Here is a 23,046-nt window from a genome sequence, read left to right as displayed (position 1 = left end):
TGATTCTAAAATCAGTAGGTGAAATCCAACTGGTAGGTGGCGGCCGGGATTATGTCCCAAGACCAGAAAAAGAGAGTGTTCTTGAGCCATACCGGGACTTCTGTGCGGTCGAGGCGTACTTTCAGGCGCAGGTTATATCGTTCCCCGCGTTTGAGAGTGGACCATGGGCCAAGATCAAGGATAAAATTTTTCCATTCTTCTCGTAAAAGTATGGACAGGCTTTTGTGTTTTAATATTTTAGCTCCGGGTTTCTCCAGTACAAACTGGTTGGAAAGGGAGTCGAAGTAAAGTTTATTACTATATGTTTTGCTAGCGACTTTTGAGTCCAGCCAGACGTTTTTATGCTCAAAAAGGGAAGCATCACATTCAAGTTTAAGTTTCATGCCGTTTAGCAGGGCATCTTCCACTTGTGCATCGGCGACAAGCTCAATTCCGAAGCGGGCCATGATGGAACCGGCCTGATTATCAAGAACCATATTCTTGAGTTGCAGGGAACTGGCCTGTACGCCAGCCGGGAGGAAAATGGTTAACATGCCCAGCCACAGGAGCACGACTCTCCAGCTTTTGGAGAGCATACATGTTTGCTGAGCTGTTTTTATCATTGATGTTTCTGCTTTCATTAGAAATATTTTCCTCCCGTTTCCGGGCATAACGTACCAGTCGCCAATCATTTGTTCAACACCATGATTGCAGAGTGCTACAATTGATATGAAACTGTCTTTTCAAATCATAATGGTATATAAAAGTTAGATAGGATCTATAGCGGAGGTATCATAATCAGATGCTCAAAAAAATACGCACACATTGGAACAGGTTGAATCGTCCGGCTAAGGTCGGATTGATAGTGGCCGGACTGCTCATTTTTTATACTCTCATTGGATTTTTACTCGTCCCCTTTACCATCAAGAAAGTTGCGCTCTCTAAACTCCCCACTGTGCTGAACAGGGATGTGCGTATTGAACAGGTCGACTTGAATCCCTATACCCTCCAACTGACCGTTCATGGCTTTGAAATCGGCAAGAAAGAGGGAGAAGGAAATCTGTTCTCTTTTAAGACTTTTGATCTGAATCTTGATTCTTTTTCTTTGTTTCGCCTCTCCTTGATTCTTGATGAAATCAAAATCGTGGACCCTCAGATTGATCTAGCTGTTTTCAGGGGCGGCTGCAGTATCTCTGACCTTATTCCAGAAGGAGATGTTGAGGAGCAGCCGGAGGAAACAAATACGGATGGAAAAGAACTATTTCCATTTATCGTACGTGATCTGGTTGTAAGCAACGGTACCTGTAAGGTTTACGATAAAGTCCGTGATGTGCGCCATGTGATTTCCAGCCTTGATTTGTTTGTGCCGTTTACCTCTTCCCTTGTCCGCGACAGTGAGAAGCAGGTTCAGCCAAGTCTTGATATGATCATTAATGGCACTCCTTTTGCTCTGAAGGGCCATACTCTGCCATTTAACCAGAGCTTGAAGACACAGTTCGACTTTTCTCTTAAAGATGCGCAGCTGGCCGAGTACTGGCCTTATCTGCCTATTTACGAAACTACCGAACTGAAGAGCGGTAGCCTGAGTTCCGATCTGGTTCTTTCTTTTGAGCGCGGAGATTCTATTCTGCCGAGAGTGCAGATCGGTGGTAAAGCCAATATCACTAATTTCGACCTTGCAGCCAGAAAAGGGCCCTCCCTGCTCAAATTTAAAGACCTTGATGTAGAGATAGAGGAAGTACGCATACTGCAACGTATATTGAAAATTTCATCTGTCAGTTTGAGTGATCCATATCTTAAGGTTGGACTCAAAGAGGACGGCAGCCCGGACCTGCTTGATTCTCTTGCTCCTTCCATCGAAGCCGGTGAAAAGTCAAAAGAAACCGCAGACGGAGCCAAAGAAGAATCCGGCCCTGCGGTAGCTGCTTTGGTCAAGGATTTCAGGCTTAATAACGGGCTGGTGGATTTTACCGATAATGCTTTCGGTAAAGGTTTCAACAAGAAAATCGGGCCGATTATGGTTCATGCCGGAAATGTGAGCACTGCAGAGAATGCAGTCGGGAGCTGGGATTTTCGTATCGGTTCCAATGCTACTGAACTTATCAGCGGTCAGGGTGGTTTGTCTGTTGTGCCCTTGTCCGTGAATGGTTCTGTTGCCGTAGAGGATCTGGATATTATTGATTATCATGTATATTTGGACGATCCCTTGCCTCTGGATGTTGCCGGGGGGAAGGTCGGTCTGGGCAGTGATTTTCAGGTCGGCATTCGGAATGAAACTTCCGTGCGGCTGGAAAATATCAGAGTCAATGTTAATGGGCTTGATCTGCAACCCAAGGGTGGCGGGAAGACTTTGATCGGTCTTGGTGGATTCGCCATGAGCAACGGTACTGTTGATTTGCAGGAAAAGTCCGTGTTCATAGATTCTATTGATCTCAACAAACTCCTGATTCGGCTTGTGCGCGATAAAAAGGGAATCGACTTGATCAAGCAGATTGAGCAGCACCAGAAGAATGCAAAAAAAGTTGGTGTTCCAGTTAAGCAGCAGGAAGAAGATGTTGATTCTGCTGATGCGGAGGGAGAGACGTGGAAGGTGGCTTTGAACAGGTTTCAGCTTTCTGAATCAGGGGTTGAATTTACCGACCGTGCGGCTACCCAAAAGACCGTCACCAGCATCAGTGATATCAAGATCGGGGTTAACGGGCTGACTTTTCCGGAAGAGAAACCACTTAAGCTGAATCTTTCCGCTCTAATCAATAAGCGCGGTTCTATCAAAATAGACGGACAAGCAGGTCCGCAGTCCCTTAAGGGAAAGGGCAGTGTGCATCTTCGCAAGCTTAGATTGCGGGATTTCAACGGCTATCTGCCGCCACAGATGCAGATGAATATTGCCCGCGGGCATGTTGATGTACGTGGTAATTGGGATTTCTCTGCGGCAAATGAACCTGTTGCCGGGTACACCGGCAAGGTTCAGCTCAAGGATCTGCTTATCCGCGACAATCAGGGAAACAAGCAATTTTTCCATCTGGAAGATTTAGCCGTGCGTGAGATTGATTTTCGTTCAGCTCCGCTTAAGGTCGAGGTCGGCTCGATTGCCGTACTGGCACCTAAGGCCAATCTAGAGCGAGAGCAGGACGGTACAATAAATATTGCACGTATGCTGACCGGAAAGCGTGCTGAGCCTATAGACGAAGAGGCTTTGGAAGAACAGGCCGAACTTGCAGCGGAAAAGGCTGCGGTAGCGACCACAGAAGGCAGCACCCCTGCTGCCAGAGTTGCTGAACTTAAAGAGCCTACAGCAGAAGAGAAGCAGGAGAATGTTGTTGTCATAGATGAAATATTTATGAGTAACGGCACAGTGTCCTTTAAGGATTACACCGTTTCCCCTGCCTTTGAATTGGATATTACCAAGATGCGCTCTTCCGTGCGGGGGCTTGAACTGCCACACGGTGAGCGTACGGACATTTCATTCAACGCTACCCTTGATAGGCAATCACCGTTGGTGGCAGAGGGATATCTGCAACCAACAGTTGAAGGAGCGGATACTGATATTAATGTATCCGTCGCAAATCTGGATATGACTCAGCTTTCACCCTACACGGAGAAGTTCATTGCCTACCCGGTCAGTACCGGGATGCTCAGTTCTGATGTGGGTGTGAAGTTGCGCGGCAAGTTCATTGCTGTGAATAATGTTTTCGATATTTACCAGTTTGAGGTCGGCAACAAGGTGGACAATCCTGATGCGCCCAACATTCCCATCGGTTTGGGGTTGGCCCTGCTTAGGGATAGCAGCGGTAATATCAGGCTCGATATCCCCGTAGAGGGCGACCTTTCCGACCCCCAGTTCAAGCTGGGTAAAGTAATAGCACGGGCCATCGTCAATCTGTTGGTCAAGGCTGTGACTTCGCCTTTTGCCCTGATCGGTGCTCTGGTGGGCGGTGGCGAGGATATGGATGTTATGGCCTTTGAGGCCGGTAAGGCAGGATTCAAGGAAGGCGAGCAGTCCAAGATTGAGTCAGTTGCCAAGGCCATGCAGAATCGTCCGGGGCTTAAGCTGGAGATCAGCGGCTTTACCGCACCTGAGGATATCCCGGCCATGGAAGAAGCCGAGTTTCGCAGGCAGGTTGCCATGCCCAAGTTCCTTGAACTTGAAGGCGACGAGAATGCGCCCAAGTCTATTGATGATGTCGTAATAACCGAAGAAGAGTATCCCGAATATCTGGAAGCAGCCTACAAGGATGCTACTTTTGAAAGACCGACCAACTTCCTCGGCATCGTGGTTGCCCAGCCTGTTCCAGATATGGAAAAGGCTCTGCGTGATCACATCAAGGTCACTGATACGCAGCTGGCTGATCTGGCGCGGCGCAGGTCTGAGCTGGTGCGTACTTTCTTGGTAGAGCAGTCCGGCATTGCCCCCGAACGAGTCTTCTTGAAGGGAATGTCCGCTACCGGAAAGGGTGCCGGGCCGCGTGTTGAGCTTGGTTTGCAATAATAATGTCTGTTTTGAGATTTTCATATATAACTTAAGTAAAAAAAGGAGAGAAAATATGTCTTGGTTAAAAAAAATGGCTTATGTTTTGTGTTTGGTAGCACTCCTCGGTGCAATGTCAGGTTGCAGTGAGGAAGGTCCTGCAGAAAAGGCCGGCAAGAAGATAGATGAAGCTATGGATCAGGCTAAGGATAAGATGGACGATGTGAGTGATGATGCTAAAAGTGCATTGGATGATCTGAAAAAGAAAGCTGATGAGGCTATGGATAACTAGTCACTGCCAGCATCAATATTATGATTCTTTGAAACCGTCGGATCGTTTGGTCCGGCGGTTTTCTTTTATGCAGGGTATGGAAATTGACTTGCGGCTGGTTCAGTGGTTCATTGAGTCTTTCGAATAATCGCACCATTTGGAGGAAATAAAATGGCTGAATATACATACGAAAGTCTGGAAGAACTGCTCAAGGAAAAGCTCGGCGACGCCATGCCCGAAGGAGCAATGGAAGATATCCACAAGGCCCTGAAGATTACCGAGAAGATGGAAGAAAAGGGCTGGAAATTTCAGCTCGAAGATTTAAGCCGTGGGAGCATGACTGAAACCGATTGGCGCGCAACTCTCAAGAAAGACGGCAAAGAGTTTGCCGGGCAGAGTGATCACGCGGCGTTGGCAGTTTGTGTTGCTGTGGCGGATGCGATTGTGGGGTAGGTTATGAGTAATATTGTAGTTCCTGAAGTAGATAAAGATGCATTTTCTTGCCCCCACTGTGGTACTTATAGTCAGCAACATTGGCAGGAACAAGGACAGTATAGTCCATATAGAGTTGCTGGTCTTAAAAGTGAGATAGCTTTCAAATGGGCAAGCTGTTCAAAGTGTAAAAAAGTAAGTGTCTGGATAGAAGAAATAATGGTTTATCCTCGTTCGTTGTCTGCTCCAGAGGCGCATCAAAACATGCCTGAGGAGTTACGGGAGCTCTACAATGAAGCTCGATTAATTCTCAATGATTCCCCTCGCGCAGCAACTGCGTTGCTGCGTTTGGTGATTGAGAAATTGGTTTTTTCAATTGATGTGAAAGCAACAAATTTGAACGCAGCTATTGGAGAATTGGTTCAACAGGGATTGCCTACTCAAGTTCAACAAGCATTAGATGTCTGTAGGGTTACTGGTAATGAGGCTGTTCATGCTGGCGCAATTACAATTGATGATACTTTTGAGGTTGCCTATCCTTTGTTTCAGTTGATTAATTTTGTTGTTGAAAAGATGATTGCTGAGCCTGCTCAGATTGATGAAATGTACAACAGTTTGCCTAAAGGTAAGCTTGATGGAATTAAGAATAGAGATAAGAAAAAGTAATTTTTATGTTTTTCATGAGCGTCAAAAAAACCGGAACAGCCGTTCCGGTTTTTTTTAGACAAAATTTTTAGGGTATATCTGGATAATTTTATAATTACCATTCTTGTCAGAGAAAAAGAACTCAGAGGTGGTCATGTCTGTTGGGGTATGGGATTGAATGTAAAGAATTCCATTAGTTATACCTGAAATGGTGAGATATTTTTTTAACTGCTCTGTCCCCATAGTGATAATTTCATTTGACTGCTTATAGGACATTTTTATTTCGACTAATACTTTGTCATTATTTGAAGAGATGAGTAAGTCTGGTCGATAGCCTTTTCCGTGTTGAGCAGCGTTAAGTATTACGTCAGTATCAACTGAAATATTTTCAGCAATATTTGTTATGTATGCAGCTAACCATCCAATTAATTCAAGTTCGTGTATTCTTGGAAGAGCTGCGCCTCTTTTGTAATGCTCTGGTGAAAACGAAAGAAGTATTTTAGATAATTGTTTCGTTAAATCATCATCTTCAATGTTTATTTGAGGCTTGGAGTTGCTTGTGTTGAGGTAGCTTACTTCAGAGTTATAAGCCAGTTTTTCAATAATTTGGTCAAATAATATATTAGCAAAAGCTGAAATACTCACAATTGCCAGAAATGCTTCTTGTTCTGTAAAAGAGAGAGTGTGATCGTGTACAGAAGGATTTCGCCACTCTGTCCTATAGTTTGTGAAAAGTTGCAGAACACGATTTTTGAGCAAGGAGTTGTTTTCGAAATATTTTTCTATTTTGTATGGAGTTAATTTTTTGGGGTCCTTTTGGCTTATAACTCTGTATGCTTCTTTCAGCGCACCTTCAAAGGCTTGATTTGTTCTATATACAGCGTCTGTGAATAGGTAGTCATTTTCTCGTCCATTAAAATAGTGTTTTTCAGCAATAGCAATATGGTTAACAACTTGAAGTATTTCTTCTTCATCTAATAATGCTATATGATTAGATTTTTCTTGTAGCTGTGTTAATAAGTCCATTCTATCCTACCTATTAAATAAAATTATAAAACCATTTATAGTTATTTTACTTGAGTAGCGTCAATGGCAAAAAAATCCCCCCGGAACAACCGTTCCGGGGGGATTTTCAATTTTTATGTATCGAATCAGCTGCTAGAACTGTTTCTTCATCATTTCAGCGAGGTTTGCAGCGGTGAAGCCGTATTTCTCTGCGAGCTGAGCTGCGGGTGCGGATGCGCCGAAGTGGTCGATGCCGAGTACTGCGCCGTCCATGCCGACGTATTTGTACCAGCCTTCGGGGCGGCCAGCTTCTGCTGCGATGCGGGTGCGTACATTGGGATCAAGTACGGAGTCCTTGTATTCCTGATCCTGCTCTTCGAAGAGTTCTACGGAAGGCATGGAGACCACGCGGATCTTTTTGCCTTCGATCATGGAAGCTGCTTCGATAGCCATGGATACTTCGGAACCTGCGGCAATGGCGATCATGTCCGGGGTGCCTTCGCAATCTTTTACGATGTAACCGCCGCGTTTAACGCCTTCTTCTACCTGCGGGTACTCATCTTTGCCGAGGACGGGCAGTCCCTGACGGGTGAGCATGAGGGAGGAGGGACGTTTTTCCTGTGCCATGGCGATTTCGAGGCATGCTGCGGTTTCGCGTGCATCTGCGGGACGAAGTACCAGCATGTTCGGGATGAGACGCAGGGATGCTACGTGCTCGATGGGCTGGTGGGTCGGGCCGTCTTCACCTACGTAGAAAGAATCGTGGGTGTAGATGTAGATAACGGGCAGGTGCTGCAGAGCAGACATGCGCATACCGTTACGGCAGTAGTCGGAGAAGGTCAGGAAGGTTGCACCGAAGGGGATTACGCCGCCGTGGAGAGCCATACCGTTGAGGATAACGGACATGGGGAATTCACGAACACCGAAAGCGAGGTTACGTGCGGTTTTTCCGTCGATAGCGAAGTCGCCAACTTTTTTGCGGAAGTTCGCAGTCTGGTTGGAGGGATCGAGGTCCGCGGAACCACCCACGAGAGTGGGCAGAGAATCGGTGATGGCGTCGAGACATGCGCCCCAGGCCTTACGGGTAGCAATGGACTGACCTGCTTCGAATTCAGGCAGTTCAAGCTTGATCGCGCCACGGGGGGTGTTGGCCTGTGCCCAGAAAGCAGCGATTTTTTCGTCAGCAGCGAGGGCTGCATCGGATTTCTCTTTCCACTGGGCTGCCAGTGCTTTGAGATCGGGGAAACGTGCCTGAAAATGTTCAACAACATCTTCGGGTACGTAGAAAGTTTCTTTTTCGGGAAGGCCGAAGCATTTCTTGGTTGCTTCGATTTCTTCGTGAGAAAGCGGGGAACCGTGGGTGGAGTGGCTGCCTTCGCAGGTAGCGGCACCTTTTGCCATTACGGTTTTACCGATGATCAGGGTAGGCTTGGAAGTTTCAGCCTGGCCTGCTTTAACAGCTGCGCGGATGGCTTCGTGGTCGTGACCGTCGATTTCCACTACGTGCCAGCACATGGCTTCGAAAACTTTTTTGAAGTCGGTGCAGTCGCACTTGCTGGTGGGGCCTGCGAGCTGGATGTCGTTGGAATCGTAGTAAACGATGAGTTTGCCAAGTCCCCAGAGACCGGCGAGGGTTGCAGCACCGAGTGCCACAGGCTCCTGAAAGTCACCGTCGGAGGACAGAACGTAGGTGTAGTGGTCTACAACGTCATTGTTGGTATTGGCGTTGAGGAAAGCCTCAGCGGTAGCCATACCTACGCCGACACAGAAACCCTGACCGAGGGGGCCGGAAGTGGCTTCAACGCCGGGAGTCATGTCGTGTTCGGGGTGGCCGGGGGTGATGGAATCCAGCTGGCGGAACTGCTTGAGGTCTTCGATGGTCAGGAATCCGCAGAGGTGCAGGATGGAGTAGAGCAGCGGGGATTCGTGACCTGCAGCCATTACGAAACGGTCGCGGTCAGCCCACTCGGGATTGCTGGGATCGAATTTAAGGAAGTCCTTGTAAAGGACGTAGGCGAAGTCCGCGGAAGACATGGAACCGCCGGGATGGCCGGAATTGGCCTTGCGGATGGAGTCCATGATCAAACCTTTTACAACGTTGACCGCTTTCTGGTCCAACTGGTTGTTACTCATTTTTTGAGTCCCCTATTAGTGATGATATTTTATTCAGCATTCAAGCTAGGCGGCTAACCGCCCCACTTCCCTGGAGAATGCTGTCTAATGTTATAAATTAAAGAATCCCGCCGGCAATAAAGCTGACGGGATATCTACTATTTATCGAAAAGATTGATTCTGCGCAGGTGCCGATCACCTTCAAATTCGGAAGTCATGAAGGCGCGGATAATTTCTTCCGCCAATCCGGGCCCGATCACTCGTTCACCGAGACAGAGGATATTCGCATTGTTGTGCGCACGGGCCATCTTGGCCATGTACTCATTGGTACACATGGCAGCACGGATGCCCTTGATTTTATTAGCAGCCATGGACATTCCCAGTCCGGTTCCGCAGATCAGGATTCCGGGAATATCTTCCCCGGTAACCATTTCGGCTACTTTTTCGGCGTAAACAGGATAGTCGCAGCTGACAGCTTCTTCAGGTCCGGCATCGATTACATCATAACCCATGTCGCTGAGCAGTTTGATGGCGAATGCTTTGAGGGTGAACCCTCCGTGGTCCGAACCGATTACAACTTTACCGGCCATATCCAGATCTCCCGCGCAGGGTGTGCAGAAAAACAGTCAGTAGCACAACAAAAAAACAGTTCTGTCGAGAACTTTCCCGCAGAACTATATTGATCAGGCCGTGCTCAACTCTGTTTGTAACACCCTGTACTTTTGGTTTTTTTGGAATCAACCGAGGATTCAAAGTGGTGGTGGGGGGAGGATTCGAACCTCCGAAGGCGTTGCCGACAGATTTACAGTCTGTTCCCTTTGGCCACTCGGGAACCCCACCACTCTATATGAAACCGTTACCGGTTAGATATCCATTTTACGTTCATTATCGCGATATTTAACATCGCGCTTGGCAGCCTGCTCTTTTTCAAGCCTGCTGATTTCATCTTTGAAAAATTCGATCTGCTTTTTACACAGTTCTGCGTTTCCGTCAACATCACTTGTAGTGATTTTTCCAAGAAGCGCATATTCTTTCTCAAGACGCTTTTCAAGCTGTGAGACTTCGAAATTTCCAAGTAGTCTTGAAACGATTCCTTTCATCTCCGCCAGCCAGACATCGAGACCTAGTTTAAAGTTTTCAAGAAGTCCACTACTTTTTTCATTAGAATTAAAATCCTGCCCGCTCATACTTCCCTCCGTTATGAAAAGCTTAACATTTTAGTCGATTCTGACATACCCGTTCCGGTCGAGACGGATTTCCTCGGAACCCTCGGGCAGCTTCAGCTCAAGAGCTTTTGCCTGCCACGGTTGCGCTGTGAGTGTCCGGGATTTTATACGCAGCAGGGCTTTATCCCCCAGTTCTGTGTATACAGCGATTTTTTCCGGCAGCAGTTTGCCTGAATTGTCTTCTTCGTAAGAGGACAACTCCATGCGCCATGGAATTTCGCCCCGTCCCGATATTTCCATCGGGGTTCCCTGTTCCGTCAGCACGATTGAACTGACGGGTCCGTTGTCAAAGGTAAAACGCAGGTATCCGTTTTCAGGAACTGCGGTGTCGTATGATTTTGGTATCAGGTTGGGATAACAGCCGGAGATAAGTCCTGCAAGGTCTTTCAGGGAGAATGGAAAGGGCAGGCCAAGCAAATGGACTGCACGGACCGGTGAAGAATGCGAGTAGGCTGTTTTCTGGTCGGGATAGAACGCGGTCAGCCCTGACTCATCTTCGCGGATATGGGCGATATAGGCCCCTATGCCTGCGCGTACATCCAGCCGCAGGGGAGTTGCATAATCACCCCACAGGGACATTGTAGTGCGGTGTCCTGAGCCTTTTGAAGTATAGTAAAGGCTGGCTTTCGCTTTTAAACCCGTGGCGTTGCAATTCCCGTATTCATTGCGAAATGAATTATAGGTGTCGGCGGGGTCACTAGTGATCGCGGAACGGGTGGAACATCCGCTGACTGCAACCAAAAGGAGCAGCAGAATCAAAGCCGTGCGGCATGAACGGGAGATCATAATTCTTCCAGTTTCTTGCGGATCTGCTCAGCATTTTCGGGTTTTAATTCAATAGCCTTGCGGTAACCTTTTGCAGCGGATTTCTTTTTACCTAATGCCGCGGCAATATCTCCGTAATGATCCCAGAGTTCCGGCTGTTTGGGTCTAAGCGAGATGGCCCGCTTGATTATTTCCCAAGCTTCTTCAAAGTTGCCCATACGGTAATTGACCCAGGCCAGAGAGTCGAGAATGTAGCCGTTGTCCGGCTCCAGTCTGTTGGCCCTGCTGATCAGGACCATAGCCCGGTCGAGCTGTTCATTACGGTCAGCCAGTATGTAGCCAATGAAATTGAGGGCATCAGCATGGTCCGGGAAACCGGAGATGATCTGTTCCATATATTTCAGGGTCTGGTCCAGATTACCTTCCTGTTCTTCCATTACACCAAGTTGAAAAAGAATCTGCGTATGTCCGGGGATATTGGTATTTCCTCGAAGCAGGGCATCTTTTGCTGCCTTCCTGTCGCCGGCTTCCGAATGGAGCCCTGCTTCAAGAAGGTAGAAATTAGCCTCTTCGGGGAACTTTTCTTCACCTTTCCTGATTATTTCAAGGGCTTCTTTATTGCGCTTGAGGTCCATGAGCAGGTGAGCCCGGAATTGCAGGCTGCGATCATAATGTTCACTTTGCGGAGAAATTTTATTGAGGTAGCTCAGAGCCTTGCCCGGATCGTCCTCTCCTTCGAAGGCAATGGATGCCTTGAAGAAATAGTAGGAGTCAGGGATAGATTTCTGCTGCGCGAAAAGATCCAGCAGGATAGAAGCCTGTCCGTAGAATTTGCCGCTGATGAACAACTGGGCCGCTTCAAGCAGGAAAGCTTTGCTGCGCGGACCTTCAATGGCAAGCTTTAAAGCCCGTTCAGGGTTGTTCAGTTTGAGGCAGAGTTCCATGAGACGCAAGCGGATGTGATTGGAAACATCCGGAAACTCGAGCATCTTGGTGTAGATTTGTTCCGCGGAGTCGTAATCTTTCTCCAATTCATGCATGTAGGCCAGTTCGCCCCATGCTTCAATGAAGTCAGGTTTAACATCAACTGCCTTTTTCAGGCTGCGGATTGCCTGTCTGGTCAGTCCAAGCCCTGCACTGGATTTGGCGTGCAGATAGTGGATTTGCGCGGTCCGTTTCTCCTTGGGGATGACCTTGAGGATATCAAGGGCCTGCGCGAATTTTTTTTGTTCGAGGTAGATGCGGGCCAGATGTCCCGTAACTATGAGATCTTCCGGATTCTTGAGCAGGAATTCCTTGAGCACGGCTTCGGCGTCAGCATTGCGGTTGTCCACCAGATAAGTGTTGGCAAGGCTGATATTCAGGTCCCGGCTGTCGGGATATATGGCAAGAGCCTCCTTAAGGGTGGCTCTTGCTTCATCTATCTGCTGTGAAGTCCAGTATAAGGCGAATTTGTCCAGATAAAGCTTTTCCTGCGGCTCAGCGGCAATGATCCGGTTTAACACGGTCAAAGCTTCTTTTTGCAGCTTCGCAACCTCATTGATTTTCTGGGGAGTCTTCAGGCCGCTATAGGCTTGTGCCAGCCGGGTGCGGTAATCCATGTAGACCAGATAATCGTATGTTAACTGCGCTTCAGGACTCAGCGGAAGCTGAAATTCAGGTCGGGCAGTATTCTTGGTTGCACAGCCCTGCAGCATAAGCAGGACCAGAAGGGTTGTTGCGGCAACAACCTTCAGCGGGCAGCGTGATGAGCCGGTAGTTTGTATCATAAAAGCCTTTCTGGTTCTTCCTGCGGGAGGTATTTGGGATCTTTGGAATATTCAACCAGTTTTTCGTAGATTGCGGAGCCGATGTTGATGCCCTGTGCGATCATTTCCGGTCCGTATTCCTTTCCGGTTTCAGTGCGGAAGGTGGATTCAATGGATTTGATAATTTCAAGTCCCTTGGGGAATTTTTCAATGATTTCTTTCACTGTCCAGTCTTCGTAGTCGCAGATTTCCCACAGGGTGGTGGAGAAGTTGTCCGGTCCCCAGCGGAATTTATCTGCATCATAAAGAGCTCCGCTCAAAAGAGCCAGCTCCGGATCGTTTTCAATGGGCTTTTCTGGTTTGAAAGCTTCATGGCGGGCAATGGACTCGGCAATGAGTTCCTTGCTGCGTTCTGAAAGAGGGTAATTGTTGAGAATTACTTTTGATGTTTCAGAACCGCGGATAGCGTGGTTTTCATCAAGGCGGCAGCAGTCGTGGAGCAGGCCGCCGAACTGGGCCAGCAGGACCAGCTCACGTACGCGGTCTCCGTCCATATCATCGCCTTCCTTAAGGATGATGGCTCCGGCTTCGATTGCTACCTTTTTGGAATGGTAGATGCCGTGAGCATATTCATCATAAAGAAAGGGCAGAACGTCTTCCTGCAGCCTGATGATCAGCGGGTGATCGAAAAACATATCCCTTGCAAATTCAATCTGGGTTTCCAGATCTCGGTAAAAAACCGGTACAGGCAGGGCCGAAGCCATTGCCTTTGCTTCTTTTTTAAGATCGGTAAGCAGCTTATTCATTTTCAGGTATCCAGTCCTGTGAAAAGTCTTTAACTGATTCAGCCAGATGTTCCCTCAATTTTTTCAGCAGTCTTGCTTCAATCTGGCGAACTCTTTCCCTCGTTACCCCGAACTCTTCACCGATTTCCCGCAGTGTTCTGGGGGAATCGGAGAGAAGGCGGTCGTTCAGGATCACTTGTTCCTTTTCATTGAGATTTGGAACAATTGCCCTGAGCTGGTCAAGCAGTAATGTGGAAATCTCCTTGTTGGCAAGGGTTTCTTCTACCCCAGGGCCAAGATCAGGCAGAAAATCCATTCGTGTGGCTTCGGAATCCTCGCCGAACTTCAGGTTCAGGGAGAGGTCGTTCTTGGCCAGACGCTGGTCCATCTCAGTAATTTCCTCTTCGCTGACATTCAGTTTTTTTGAGAGCTCGGAGGTGGTTGGATCAAAGCCCAGAGCCTGTAGTCTCTGGCGTTCTTTATTCAGATTGTAAAAAAGTTTGCGCTGGGTCTGGGTGGTCCCGATTTTAACCATGCGCCAGTTGTCCATGATGTATTTAAGGATATACGCCTTGATCCAGAAGGCAGCATAGTATGAGAACTTGATGCCTTTGTCGGGATCAAATTTATTGACGGCTTTCATCAGGCCCACGTTGCCTTCCTGAATAAGGTCAAGCACATTCTGCATCCAGCGGCGCTGGAAGTCCATGGCGATCTTAACCACCAGCCTGAGATGCGAGGATACCAGCCTGAAGGCCGCCTGTTGGTCTCCGTTTTCCTGCACACGCTTGGCAAGTCGGAATTCTTCGTCCGGCTCTAAGAGGGGAAAACGGCTGATTTCCTGTAAATACAAGTGAAGAGGGTCCTTGGTTGCGACTTCACCCTTAGCGCGGGGCGTGGGTAGAAAATCGTCCTTGGGCGGCAGTTTTACCTCTTCATTTTCAACAGGTTCAAGCTCTAACGGTTCTTCTTTTGATGACATTGGCCAGTTTATATTTTCCTGTTCTACTGAAATTATTTGAATATTTTATTGTAAACAAAAGTTCTAATCTGTAACTTGTAAGGGTATAGTTTTTATTTGTCCTTTTCAATGTTTTTAAGTAGAAGCGTTTTCAACGCATTATGCCCTTCTTTCGGAGTTCTCAGGAACTATTTTTTGTATCTTTTTTCAAAATAATTAATTCAAGGTCAGAGCGGCATAGCCTGTTCATGCCAATTATAGTGGACATGTTGCTGCACGGGACTATTCTACAGGACTATACTCATCAAAAAGTAAAATGATGATCAGCCTTTTGGCTGAGATTAAAATTTAATAAAAAGTGGAGCGTTCGACATGCCTGATTTTCGCAAAGCCCTCAGTGACGATAAAATCTATTTCTTTGACGGAGGTTACGGAACCTTTTTGCAGAGCCGTGGACTTCCTGCAGGCATGTCTCCTGAGCTGTTTGGACTCCAGAGCCCCGAGGTAATTAAATCCGTACACAAGGATTACGTTGATGCCGGGGCCAATGTGCTGACCACCAACACATTCGGCGGCAGCAGGCCCAAGCTCGGCGCAGATGTTGATGTAATCGGTTTGAACCGTGAAATGGCTCTTCTTGCCCGCTCTGTCGGCGGGGATAATGTATTTATTGCCGGTAGTGTAGGTCCCACCGGACATTTTGTACAGCCTTTGGGTGAGATGACCTTTAAGGAAATGGTCGAAATATACAAAGAGCAGATCACCGGCCTTGTAGAAGGTGGAGTTGACCTGATCCTCGGTGAAACTCATTTTGATCTCGCTGAAGCACGGGCCGTGGTTATTGCCGCTCGTGAAGTTTGCGATCTGCCTGTGGCCTTATCCATGACTTTTGAGTCTCCGTCAGCGTGTTTGACCGGAACATCTCCCGCAACTTTTATCGACACCATGCAGAACATGGGTGTTGAGCTTATGGGTACCAACTGTTCGGCCGGACCGGAGCAGATTCTGAAAGTGCTGGAAAATATGCAGCCCCGCCTTTCCTCTCCTCTTCTGGTTGAGGCCAATGCCGGACTGCCCGAACTGGACGAGAACCGCAACACTGTTTTCCGTCTTCAGCCTGAGCCTTTTGCCGAACAGTCTGCCAAGTTTGTGGATGTCGGTGCTAAATTTATCGGCGGTTGCTGCGGAACAGGCCCGGATCATATCCGCGCCCTGCGCAATAAAGTAGACGGTGCCAAGTGGAAGCGCGCTGTGCCGCAGGAAGATTGCCAGATGGTGCTGACTTCCCGTTCCCAGTCCGTAAAGATCGGATTTGAGCAGCGCGGCGTTATTATCGGTGAACGCATCAACCCCACCGGCAAGAAGCAGCTTATCGCGGAACTTCAGAAAGGCCAGTTTACCGAAGCCATGAAATTTGCCGAAGAGCAGATTGCTGTCGGGGCACCTGTTCTGGATGTAAACGTCGGTGCTCCCATGGTTAACGAGGTGGAAATTCTGCCCGCGCTGGTTAAAGAGATTTTTGCCCAGCATTCAGCACCGCTTTCAATTGATTCCACCAACCCGGATGCGGTTGAAGCCGCTCTCTGGGAATACCCCGGTTCTGCGCTGGTTAACTCCATCAGCGGTGAACCCGGACGTATGGAACGTCTCGGGCCCCTGTGTAAAAAATTCGGTGCCCCGTTTATCCTGCTGCCCATCGTAGGAAGCAAGCTGCCGATCACATGTGCTGAGAAAGTTGAGGTTGTCTCCGAACTGCTCAAGCAGGCTGACGATCTGGGAATTCCGCGCAGGCTGATCATGGTTGACGCTCTGGCTTTGACCGTATCCTCCAAGCCTATGGCTGCCCGCCATTGCCTTGATTTCATCAAGCATTGCAAAGAGGAATGGAATCTGCCCACAGTACTGGGCCTGTCCAATATTTCTTTCGGTCTTCCGGCCCGCGAATTGCTTAACTCCAGTTTCCTGACCCTTTGTCAGGGACAGGGTATGGCTGCTTTTATTTCGAATCCCAACTCTGTGCGTTTGCGTGAAGCTCTTTACGCCAACGAAGTTATGCTTTGCCGCGATCCGCAGGCCGAACAGTATATTGAGCGTTATGCGGAGTGGACTCCTTCCGGTGACGGCGGTCAGTCCGGTACAGCCGCGGGCGGTAAGAAAGCAGACAAGTCCGGGGCGGAAAACCTTTTCGATGCCGTGGTCAAGGGTGACCGCGGTTCCATTGTCGCACTAGTAGAGCGTGACCTTGAAGGCGGACGTCAGCCTTTTGCCATGGTCAATGAAGACCTCATCCCGGCAATCATGGAAGTGGGCGAAAAGTACGAGCGCAAGGAATATTTCCTGCCCCAGCTTCTCCAGTCCGCTGAAACTCTTCAGAAGGGTTTTGAAAAGCTTAAGCCGTTGCTTGAAGCCTCCGGTGAAGTGGAGGAAAAGGCAACTATCATCATGGCCACTGTTGAAGGCGATATCCACGATATCGGTAAGAACATTGTCTGCCTGATGCTCAAAAACCACGGCTACAACGTAATCGACCTTGGTAAAGACGTCCCTGCTGAAACTATCGTTAATGCAGCGGAAGAGCACGGAGCCAGGATTGTCGGTCTTTCCGCGCTGATGACCACCACTATGGTCCGCATGGAAGACACCATTAATCTGATCAAAGAACGCGATCTTGATATCAAGGTTATGATCGGCGGTGCGGTTATTACCGGTGGATTCTGTGACTCTATTGGGGCAGATGGCTGGTCTACTGATGCAGTCGCTGCGGTTAAGGTTACCAAAAAACTGCTGCAGTAAGGCAGGATGCGGATTTTTGAATTATTTCATGGAATCTGCTAGTGGATTGTTTATAACTTACTGAACTATGAGTTCAGTTTGAGGAAATATATGAAGATATTTAATAAATTTAGCATATTGGTTGCTCTGCTGCTGGTCCTTGCAGCCGGATGCAATAAGGCAGAGACCGCTGAAGGTGTCGACACTGTCAACGCTCAGGGTATTCAGGAAATTATCGCCAAGAACAAGGGCAAGGTCGTGCTGGTCAATTTCTGGGCCACATGGTGTCCTCCCTGCCGTGCGGAGATTCCAGAACTCATTGAATTGCGCAAGAAATTCTCTGATGATGATCTGGTAATGATCGGCGTTTCGGTGGATCAGGACAGTGATGCAGTGGATGAATTCATGCTTAAGGGTGCGGAGTTCAATTATCCGGTTTATTTTGCCGCTGAAGATGTGGGCGCAGCTTTCAGGATTCAGTCCATTCCCAGAACCATGCTTTACGATCCTGCGGGGCAGCGGGTTTTCGACAAGGAAGGAAGCTACCCCGGAACCATGTTTGAAAGATATATTAGCAAGATGTTAAAGGATCGGTAGACGCGGATGTTTAAGATCAGAAAAGCCCTGATGGGAGATGCCAAGCACATCCATTCCATCATTAAGGACCGGACAAGGGACGCAATGGTTCTGCCCCGGCCTTTGAATTCCATTTACGGACATCTGCGTGATTTTTTTGTGGCCGAAGATGAAGACGGCAAAATTATCGGCTGTTGTGCACTTGCCATAAGCTGGGATTGTCTGGCAGAAGTGCGGTCTTTGGTTGTTGTGCCTGAAGCACGGGGCTCCAATCTGGGTGCACAGATGGTTGAATCCTGTCTTCAGGAAGCGCGTGAACTAGGCGTTTGCGACGTATTTGTATTGACGAATATTGAGAAGTTCTTTGCAAAACTAGGATTTGTGGAAACAGATAAGCATGTGCTGCCCCAGAAAATCTGGGCCGATTGCATTAACTGTCCCCAGTTTCCGGATTGCGATGAAATTCCAATGATCATGAAACTGAACTAAACAAGGAAAACTATCATGGGCCATAGCCTTAAAGAAGTTTATTCCAAAGAAATAATTGCTGAAAGAATTAATGTTTTAGGTAAAGAAATCTCTGAAACATACGGTCAGGAACCGCTGGTCTGCGTATGTGTGCTTAAAGGTGCTTATCTCTTTTTTGCTGACATCACCCGGGCTCTGTCTTCCGATCCTGAAATCGATTTCGTACGTCTTTCCAGCTACGGCACAGGAACCAGCCGCACCGGAAATATGAATTTTTCCAAGGACCTTGAAGTTTCCATTGCAGACAAGCATGTGCTGATTATCGAAGATATCGTTGATACCGGGCACTCTGTAGAGTTCCTTAAGCATGTGTTTTCCAAACGTAACCCGCTGAGCGTGAAAACTTGTGCTCTGATTGATAAAAGAGAGCGTCGTGAGATTGATCTGGAAGTTGAATTTCCCGGTTTTGTTCTCGATCATGGCTTTCTTGTGGGATACGGAATGGACTATGCTGAAAAATACAGGTATTTAAGTGCAGTGTATGAACTCGAGAATGCCTAGTTTTTAGGCTTTCTGTTTTTAAAGTTGTAATAAATAGAGTCGGTTAAACCTATTCAATGGCAGGTATAGTGGTCCATGATTATTACGTGTTCAAATTGCGAGACCAAATTCAATTTACCGGAAAGTAAGATTCCGGCAGGTGGGGCTAAGGTTAAATGCTCCAAATGCGGAAATATTTTTAAGGTAACTCCTCCCGCTCCCGAGCCTGAGGATGAAGTTGAGTCCATGCTTGAAGAGGAGCAGCCGAAACCTGCACCGGAACCGAAGCCGGAACCCAAGCCTGAACCGGAATCCGAGCCAGAGCCGGAGCCAGAACCCGAACCGGAGCCAGAGCCTGATTTGGACGACCTCTTTGACGAGGCCGCTGACGAATTGAGTGAAGAGCTTGGCGAAGATCCGTTCGGTGATATCGGCACTGATGAGGCTGGCGAAGCTGCAGCAGAGGATTCTGACGACTTTGAAGATGATCTTTTCGGGTCTGATGATAATTCTGATGATGCTGAAATCGGGGCCGACCTTTTTGATGACGATGATGACCCTTTTGCAGATGCTGCCGCTGAGGAAGCTCCTGCGGAAGAGGATGATTTCGATATAGACGATGAGCTGTTCGGCAGCGATGATGATGCCGAAGACGCTTCCGTTCCTGCTGACAGTGCAGAAGTTGAAGAGGAAAGCGATGACCTCTTTGACGATGACGACCTGTTCGGCGATGAAGATGACGGTGCCGATCTTTCCGACGACAATCTTTTCGATGATGATGAAAAGGTTGAAGAAGACGACGGAACTTTCGAAGAGGAAGATTTTGAAGACGGTGAAAACTTCGAGGAAGAGGACTTCTCCGAAGAGGATCTGGAAGAAGATGACGGTCTCGCTCTTGATGATGGCGAAATAGCCGGTTTTGATCTTGATGACGAAGCTACCGGCTTTGATCTCGATGACAACCTCGACTCTCCATCATCCAAGAAAAAAGAGAAAAAAGGTAAGAAAGGGCTGATCATTACCCTGATTATCCTGATTCTTTTTGCCGGTGGTGCAGGAGCCGCATGGTATCTCAAGCTTTGGGAAAGCCTGCCGTTCAGCATCCCCTTCGTTTCCTCTGAAGATGCCGGAACAACCGATTCTAACGAGCCGCCTTCCAAGCGGTTCAGCAAGTTCTCCTTTAAGGATCTGCGCCAGTTCTATGTCAACAATGATAAAGCCGGACAGCTGTTTATTATTGAAGGTAAGGTTGTTAACAATTTCAGCCAGCCCAAAGAGCTGATTGAAGTTGAAGCGCAGCTTTTCGATGATAAAGGGCAGGTGCTTGATTCCAAGCGACTGCTTTGCGGAAACACACTTTCTCTGTTCCAGTTGGAAGTGCAGTCCAAAGAAGAAATCGAGGCCGGACTTGGCTCCAAGGTCGGCATACTCTCCAACAACACACTGCTCAAGCCGGGTATGGATACGCCTTTTATGGTTGTTTTCTTTCAGCCCTCGCCTGCAGTTAAAGAGTATGTCATCAACGTAGTAGATGCCAAGAATCCGCCTAAGAAATAAAGGCATGCCTCCGGCGGCTTAAACCCTTTTGCAAAGGGTTTAAGAATCCCAAAAACTTTTAGTAGTTTTTTATCTGGGCATAGCTTGTGAGATTGTGCTGATTACAAGTTAATTAGTGGCGGGAGATATGGCTTTAAGCTGAATCTCCCGCCTTTTTTTATGCGAATTTAATTTAAGGTTTCCACCATGAAAACTAAAGACGTTTTTGTTTGTACTAATTGCGGAGCGCAGGCCTTGAAATGGCAGGGCCAGTGCCCTCGCTGCGGAGAGTGGAACACTTTGCAGGAGAAGGTGGTTGTGCGCCGTAAGGGCGGCGTGAGTCATGCTCCTGCGGACTCCCTGGCTGTTGCGCTGGCAGACATCCCTGTTGAACACACCCAAGCACGGTCAACCGGATTCAAGCCTCTTGATACTGTGCTGGGTAAGGGCTTTGTTCCGGGCGGTGCTGTGCTTGTGGGCGGTGAGCCGGGGATCGGCAAGTCTACTCTGCTGTTACAGCTGGCTGCAGAGCAGTGCCGCATGGGCAATAAGGCGGTTTATTTTTCCGGCGAGGAATCTTTGGCCCAGATTCGGGGCAGGGCGGATCGTCTGGGTGTATTGCAATCCGGCCTTATGGCGGTAGCTTCTACCAATGCGGAAGAAGCTCTGTCTATTTTGGAGGCTCCGGAAAAGCCTGATCTGATGATCATCGACTCGGTACAGACTTTGACCTCTCCACGGGCAGACGGAATCCCCGGCAGTGTCAGTCAGGTGCGTGCTGTTTCCTCCGAGCTGGTGGAAGCAGCCAAGAAGACCAGCACTACCTTGGTTATTGTAGGGCACGTGACCAAGGACGGACAGATTGCCGGTCCGAAGCTGCTGGAACATATGGTGGATACGGTGCTGTACCTTGAGGGTGACCGCAAGCACATGATGCGCATCATGCGGGTTCTTAAGAACAGATTCGGTCCCAGTGACGAGTTGGTTGTTTTTTCCATGCGCCAGTCCGGTATGGAGATTGTTGAAGATCCTTCGACTCTTTTTCTTGGTGACCGTGATGATTCCTGTTCCGGTGCAGCTGTGGTCATGGCAATGGACGGGCATAAGCCCTTTGCCGTGGAAGTGCAGGCACTTGCCAGCCGAACTGTACTTTCTATTCCGCGCCGCACAGCATTAGGCTTTGATACTAACAGGTTGAACCTTATTCTGGCTGTGCTGGAAAAACGGTTAAATTTGAACTTGGGTCAGCTGGATATTTATGCCAAGATCGGCGGCGGCCTGGCCATGCGTGATCCCGGATTGGATCTGGGTGTAGTGGCATCTGTGCTGTCCTCGTTTTATGACCGCCCATTGCAGCCCGGGGCTGTTTTCTGGGGCGAGGTGGACTTAAACGGGCGCATCCGGCCCGCATCAGGCGGGGAAACAAGGCTCAAGCAGGCTAAACGTCTGGGTTACGGACCGATTTTTCAGTCAGAGACTTGCCGCACTCTCGATGAGCTGCAGGCAAAGTTGTTCGGTCCTGAATAAGCTATTTAGGAAAATTCTATGAAAAAAGTATTTTTGGTTGCTGGGGCTAGACCCAACCTGATGAAAGTTGCACCGATTTTCCGGGCAGCCCGTGATCTTGAGGGCGTAGAGTGTCAGATGGTTTATACCGGGCAGCATTATGACCGCCAGATGTCGCAGGTCTTTTTTGAGGATTTGGACATTCCCAAGCCCAAATTTAATATGGGCAAGTCTACCGGAACCCATGCGGAGCAGACCGGAGCGATCATGATCGCTTTCGAGAAGATGTGCATGGAAGAAAAGCCTGATCTTGTAGTTGTTGTGGGTGATGTGAACTCCACGCTGGCCTGCTCGGTGACTGCGCGCAAGTTGCATATTCCGGTGGCCCATGTGGAAGCCGGATTGCGCAGTGGCGATATGGACATGCCTGAGGAAATCAACCGCATGGTTACCGATTCCATCAGCAACCTGTTCTTTACCACTGAAGATCATGGCCGGGAAAACCTGCTTCGTGAAGGCAAGGAAGCGGATACGATTTTTCATGTCGGCAACGTGATGATCGATAACCTTTTCCACAATGTGGAACGCTTGGGACCTGAGGTTGTTGCTGATTACCAGAGCCGCGAGTTGAAGGAGAAGATCGGGCGTTACGGTTTCATGACCATGCACCGTCCTTCCAATGTAGATAACCGTGAGGTTCTGGAAGGTATTGTTGAGGCACTGAACAAAATTGCCGAAGATTTACCTCTGCTTTTCCCCATCCATCCTCGTACCGAGAAAATGATGGCCCAGTTCGGGATTTATTTTTCTGAAAACGTGCATACCTTTCCTCCTCTTTCTTTCAGGGAATCCCTGTTCCTGTGGAAGGATGCGCAGGTGGTTATTACCGACAGCGGAGGATTGCAGGAAGAGACAACTGCACTTGGTGTGCCCTGCGTGACCGTGCGTAAAAATACTGAGCGTCCTGTTACAATTGAGAAAGGAACTAACGTTCTGGCTGGAATTTCAGGTGAGAATATCTTACGTGAAACTGAGAATGCCCTTAAGAAGACCGGTAATCCGGTTCCAAAGATCGAGGGCTGGGATGGTCATGCTTCCGAGCGTATCTGGAAAGTCCTGTTGGACTTCCTTGGCTGATCTTATTTGGTTGTAAGTTATTAAGATAGCCCGCTCCTGATAGTCAGGAGCGGGTTTTTTCGTCGTTTAAACAATGGAAAAATCATGGGTGCTCGTGTTAAGGTGCGGCAGAAA

The 23,046-nt window shown here is 48.4% G+C and carries 20 protein-coding genes and 1 tRNA gene; 11 read left to right on the top strand and 10 right to left on the bottom strand.

Features of this window, described 5'->3' with window-relative positions:
- Positions 1-11: 11 nt before the first annotated feature.
- Complete coding sequence (locus ACNI23_RS14560; RefSeq protein ID WP_420249744.1) at positions 12-620, bottom strand: DUF4390 domain-containing protein; 609 nt, start codon at positions 618-620, stop codon at positions 12-14.
- A 161-nt stretch (positions 621-781) separates the two neighbouring features.
- Between ACNI23_RS14560 and ACNI23_RS14555 the strand changes: the two genes are divergently transcribed.
- The 4 genes from ACNI23_RS14555 (at position 782) to ACNI23_RS14540 (ending at position 5,816) form a co-directional block, all read left to right on the top strand.
- Complete coding sequence (locus tag ACNI23_RS14555) at positions 782-4,468, top strand: DUF748 domain-containing protein (RefSeq protein ID WP_420249742.1); 3,687 nt, start codon at positions 782-784, stop codon at positions 4,466-4,468.
- Between the two features lie 55 nt (positions 4,469-4,523).
- Positions 4,524-4,739 (top strand): YtxH domain-containing protein, encoded by a 216-nt coding sequence (locus ACNI23_RS14550; RefSeq protein ID WP_420249740.1) that lies wholly within the window; start codon positions 4,524-4,526, stop codon positions 4,737-4,739.
- A 150-nt stretch (positions 4,740-4,889) separates the two neighbouring features.
- Entirely contained in the window at positions 4,890-5,171 is a 282-nt protein-coding gene (locus ACNI23_RS14545) for a BC1872 family protein (RefSeq protein ID WP_420249738.1), read from the top strand.
- 3 nt (positions 5,172-5,174) lie between these two features.
- Positions 5,175-5,816, top strand: a complete 642-nt coding sequence (locus ACNI23_RS14540) for a DUF4145 domain-containing protein (protein ID WP_420249736.1) — start codon at positions 5,175-5,177, stop codon at positions 5,814-5,816.
- Positions 5,817-5,870: 54 nt separating this feature from the next.
- Here the strand turns inward: ACNI23_RS14540 and ACNI23_RS14535 are convergent, their stop codons facing one another.
- From ACNI23_RS14535 to ACNI23_RS14495, 9 genes are all read right to left on the bottom strand, one after another.
- Complete coding sequence (locus ACNI23_RS14535) at positions 5,871-6,821, bottom strand: GxxExxY protein (RefSeq protein WP_420249734.1); 951 nt, start codon at positions 6,819-6,821, stop codon at positions 5,871-5,873.
- A gap of 132 nt (positions 6,822-6,953) precedes the next feature.
- Positions 6,954-8,933, bottom strand: a complete 1,980-nt coding sequence (gene tkt / locus ACNI23_RS14530; protein ID WP_420249732.1) for a transketolase — start codon at positions 8,931-8,933, stop codon at positions 6,954-6,956.
- Positions 8,934-9,070: 137 nt separating this feature from the next.
- The gene (rpiB, locus tag ACNI23_RS14525) at positions 9,071-9,502 is read right to left on the bottom strand and encodes a ribose 5-phosphate isomerase B (RefSeq protein WP_015853529.1); all 432 of its coding nucleotides are present in this window, start codon (positions 9,500-9,502) and stop codon (positions 9,071-9,073) included.
- Between the two features lie 165 nt (positions 9,503-9,667).
- A tRNA-Tyr gene (locus tag ACNI23_RS14520) sits at positions 9,668-9,752 on the bottom strand.
- Positions 9,753-9,775: 23 nt separating this feature from the next.
- A complete protein-coding gene (locus ACNI23_RS14515; RefSeq protein ID WP_420249730.1) occupies positions 9,776-10,099 on the bottom strand; it encodes a DEAD/DEAH box helicase family protein in 324 nt (107 codons plus the stop codon).
- 30 nt (positions 10,100-10,129) lie between these two features.
- Positions 10,130-10,924 carry a hypothetical protein gene (locus ACNI23_RS14510; RefSeq protein WP_420249728.1) on the bottom strand — a complete coding sequence of 265 codons (795 nt, stop codon included), beginning with the start codon at positions 10,922-10,924 and terminating at the stop codon, positions 10,130-10,132.
- Positions 10,921-12,672 carry a tetratricopeptide repeat protein gene (locus tag ACNI23_RS14505; protein ID WP_420249726.1) on the bottom strand — a complete coding sequence of 584 codons (1,752 nt, stop codon included), beginning with the start codon at positions 12,670-12,672 and terminating at the stop codon, positions 10,921-10,923. The genes ACNI23_RS14510 and ACNI23_RS14505 overlap by 4 nt, the downstream gene beginning before the upstream one ends.
- Positions 12,669-13,457 carry an HD domain-containing protein gene (locus ACNI23_RS14500; RefSeq protein ID WP_420249725.1) on the bottom strand — a complete coding sequence of 263 codons (789 nt, stop codon included), beginning with the start codon at positions 13,455-13,457 and terminating at the stop codon, positions 12,669-12,671. Before ACNI23_RS14500 ends, ACNI23_RS14505 begins: the two co-directional genes overlap by 4 nt.
- Complete coding sequence (locus ACNI23_RS14495) at positions 13,450-14,418, bottom strand: sigma-70 family RNA polymerase sigma factor (protein WP_420249723.1); 969 nt, start codon at positions 14,416-14,418, stop codon at positions 13,450-13,452. The genes ACNI23_RS14500 and ACNI23_RS14495 overlap by 8 nt, the downstream gene beginning before the upstream one ends.
- 351 nt (positions 14,419-14,769) lie before the next feature.
- Here ACNI23_RS14495 and ACNI23_RS14490 point away from each other — a divergent pair, with 351 nt between their 5' ends.
- The 7 genes from ACNI23_RS14490 to wecB all read left to right on the top strand — a co-directional run bounded on the left by ACNI23_RS14490 (position 14,770) and on the right by wecB (position 22,932).
- Entirely contained in the window at positions 14,770-17,190 is a 2,421-nt protein-coding gene (locus ACNI23_RS14490) for a homocysteine S-methyltransferase family protein (protein ID WP_420249721.1), read from the top strand.
- 90 nt (positions 17,191-17,280) lie between these two features.
- The gene (locus tag ACNI23_RS14485; RefSeq protein ID WP_420249720.1) at positions 17,281-17,766 is read left to right on the top strand and encodes a TlpA family protein disulfide reductase; all 486 of its coding nucleotides are present in this window, start codon (positions 17,281-17,283) and stop codon (positions 17,764-17,766) included.
- Positions 17,767-17,772: 6 nt separating this feature from the next.
- Positions 17,773-18,234: an N-acetyltransferase gene (locus tag ACNI23_RS14480; RefSeq protein WP_420249718.1), complete on the top strand. Its 462-nt coding sequence runs from the start codon at positions 17,773-17,775 to the stop codon at positions 18,232-18,234.
- A 15-nt stretch (positions 18,235-18,249) separates the two neighbouring features.
- Positions 18,250-18,774, top strand: coding sequence for a hypoxanthine phosphoribosyltransferase (gene hpt, locus ACNI23_RS14475; RefSeq protein WP_420249716.1), 525 nt, complete (start codon positions 18,250-18,252; stop codon positions 18,772-18,774).
- A 75-nt stretch (positions 18,775-18,849) separates the two neighbouring features.
- Positions 18,850-20,310: a DUF3426 domain-containing protein gene (locus ACNI23_RS14470; protein ID WP_420249715.1), complete on the top strand. Its 1,461-nt coding sequence runs from the start codon at positions 18,850-18,852 to the stop codon at positions 20,308-20,310.
- A 186-nt stretch (positions 20,311-20,496) separates the two neighbouring features.
- Positions 20,497-21,816, top strand: a complete 1,320-nt coding sequence (gene radA, locus ACNI23_RS14465) for a DNA repair protein RadA (RefSeq protein WP_420249713.1) — start codon at positions 20,497-20,499, stop codon at positions 21,814-21,816.
- Positions 21,817-21,834: 18 nt separating this feature from the next.
- A complete protein-coding gene (gene wecB, locus ACNI23_RS14460) occupies positions 21,835-22,932 on the top strand; it encodes a non-hydrolyzing UDP-N-acetylglucosamine 2-epimerase (protein WP_420249711.1) in 1,098 nt (365 codons plus the stop codon).
- The last annotated feature ends 114 nt before the right edge of the window (positions 22,933-23,046 follow it).

Source organism: Maridesulfovibrio pacificus (SeqCode) (assembly GCF_048612815.1).
GTDB classification, from domain to species: Bacteria; Desulfobacterota; Desulfovibrionia; order Desulfovibrionales; family Desulfovibrionaceae; genus Maridesulfovibrio; species Maridesulfovibrio pacificus.
This window is presented reverse-complemented; position numbering and strand designations above follow the sequence as displayed.

What these genes read in the sequence shown, in the direction of transcription:
- tkt (WP_420249732.1), bottom strand. Translation starts at nt 8,933, where the DNA reads ATGAGTAACAACCAGTTGGACCAGAAAGCGGTCAACGTTGTAAAAGGT.
- ACNI23_RS14500 (WP_420249725.1), bottom strand. Translation starts at nt 13,457, where the DNA reads ATGAATAAGCTGCTTACCGATCTTAAAAAAGAAGCAAAGGCAATGGCT.
- ACNI23_RS14540 (WP_420249736.1), top strand. Translation starts at nt 5,175, where the DNA reads ATGAGTAATATTGTAGTTCCTGAAGTAGATAAAGATGCATTTTCTTGC.
- ACNI23_RS14495 (WP_420249723.1), bottom strand. Translation starts at nt 14,418, where the DNA reads ATGTCATCAAAAGAAGAACCGTTAGAGCTTGAACCTGTTGAAAATGAA.
- wecB (WP_420249711.1), top strand. Translation starts at nt 21,835, where the DNA reads ATGAAAAAAGTATTTTTGGTTGCTGGGGCTAGACCCAACCTGATGAAA.
- ACNI23_RS14505 (WP_420249726.1), bottom strand. Translation starts at nt 12,672, where the DNA reads ATGATACAAACTACCGGCTCATCACGCTGCCCGCTGAAGGTTGTTGCC.
- ACNI23_RS14545 (WP_420249738.1), top strand. Translation starts at nt 4,890, where the DNA reads ATGGCTGAATATACATACGAAAGTCTGGAAGAACTGCTCAAGGAAAAG.
- rpiB (WP_015853529.1), bottom strand. Translation starts at nt 9,502, where the DNA reads ATGGCCGGTAAAGTTGTAATCGGTTCGGACCACGGAGGGTTCACCCTC.
- ACNI23_RS14485 (WP_420249720.1), top strand. Translation starts at nt 17,281, where the DNA reads ATGAAGATATTTAATAAATTTAGCATATTGGTTGCTCTGCTGCTGGTC.
- hpt (WP_420249716.1), top strand. Translation starts at nt 18,250, where the DNA reads ATGGGCCATAGCCTTAAAGAAGTTTATTCCAAAGAAATAATTGCTGAA.
- ACNI23_RS14470 (WP_420249715.1), top strand. Translation starts at nt 18,850, where the DNA reads ATGATTATTACGTGTTCAAATTGCGAGACCAAATTCAATTTACCGGAA.
- ACNI23_RS14490 (WP_420249721.1), top strand. Translation starts at nt 14,770, where the DNA reads ATGCCTGATTTTCGCAAAGCCCTCAGTGACGATAAAATCTATTTCTTT.
- ACNI23_RS14510 (WP_420249728.1), bottom strand. Translation starts at nt 10,924, where the DNA reads ATGATCTCCCGTTCATGCCGCACGGCTTTGATTCTGCTGCTCCTTTTG.
- ACNI23_RS14535 (WP_420249734.1), bottom strand. Translation starts at nt 6,821, where the DNA reads ATGGACTTATTAACACAGCTACAAGAAAAATCTAATCATATAGCATTA.
- radA (WP_420249713.1), top strand. Translation starts at nt 20,497, where the DNA reads ATGAAAACTAAAGACGTTTTTGTTTGTACTAATTGCGGAGCGCAGGCC.
- ACNI23_RS14555 (WP_420249742.1), top strand. Translation starts at nt 782, where the DNA reads ATGCTCAAAAAAATACGCACACATTGGAACAGGTTGAATCGTCCGGCT.
- ACNI23_RS14480 (WP_420249718.1), top strand. Translation starts at nt 17,773, where the DNA reads ATGTTTAAGATCAGAAAAGCCCTGATGGGAGATGCCAAGCACATCCAT.
- ACNI23_RS14550 (WP_420249740.1), top strand. Translation starts at nt 4,524, where the DNA reads ATGTCTTGGTTAAAAAAAATGGCTTATGTTTTGTGTTTGGTAGCACTC.
- ACNI23_RS14560 (WP_420249744.1), bottom strand. Translation starts at nt 620, where the DNA reads ATGAAAGCAGAAACATCAATGATAAAAACAGCTCAGCAAACATGTATG.
- ACNI23_RS14515 (WP_420249730.1), bottom strand. Translation starts at nt 10,099, where the DNA reads ATGAGCGGGCAGGATTTTAATTCTAATGAAAAAAGTAGTGGACTTCTT.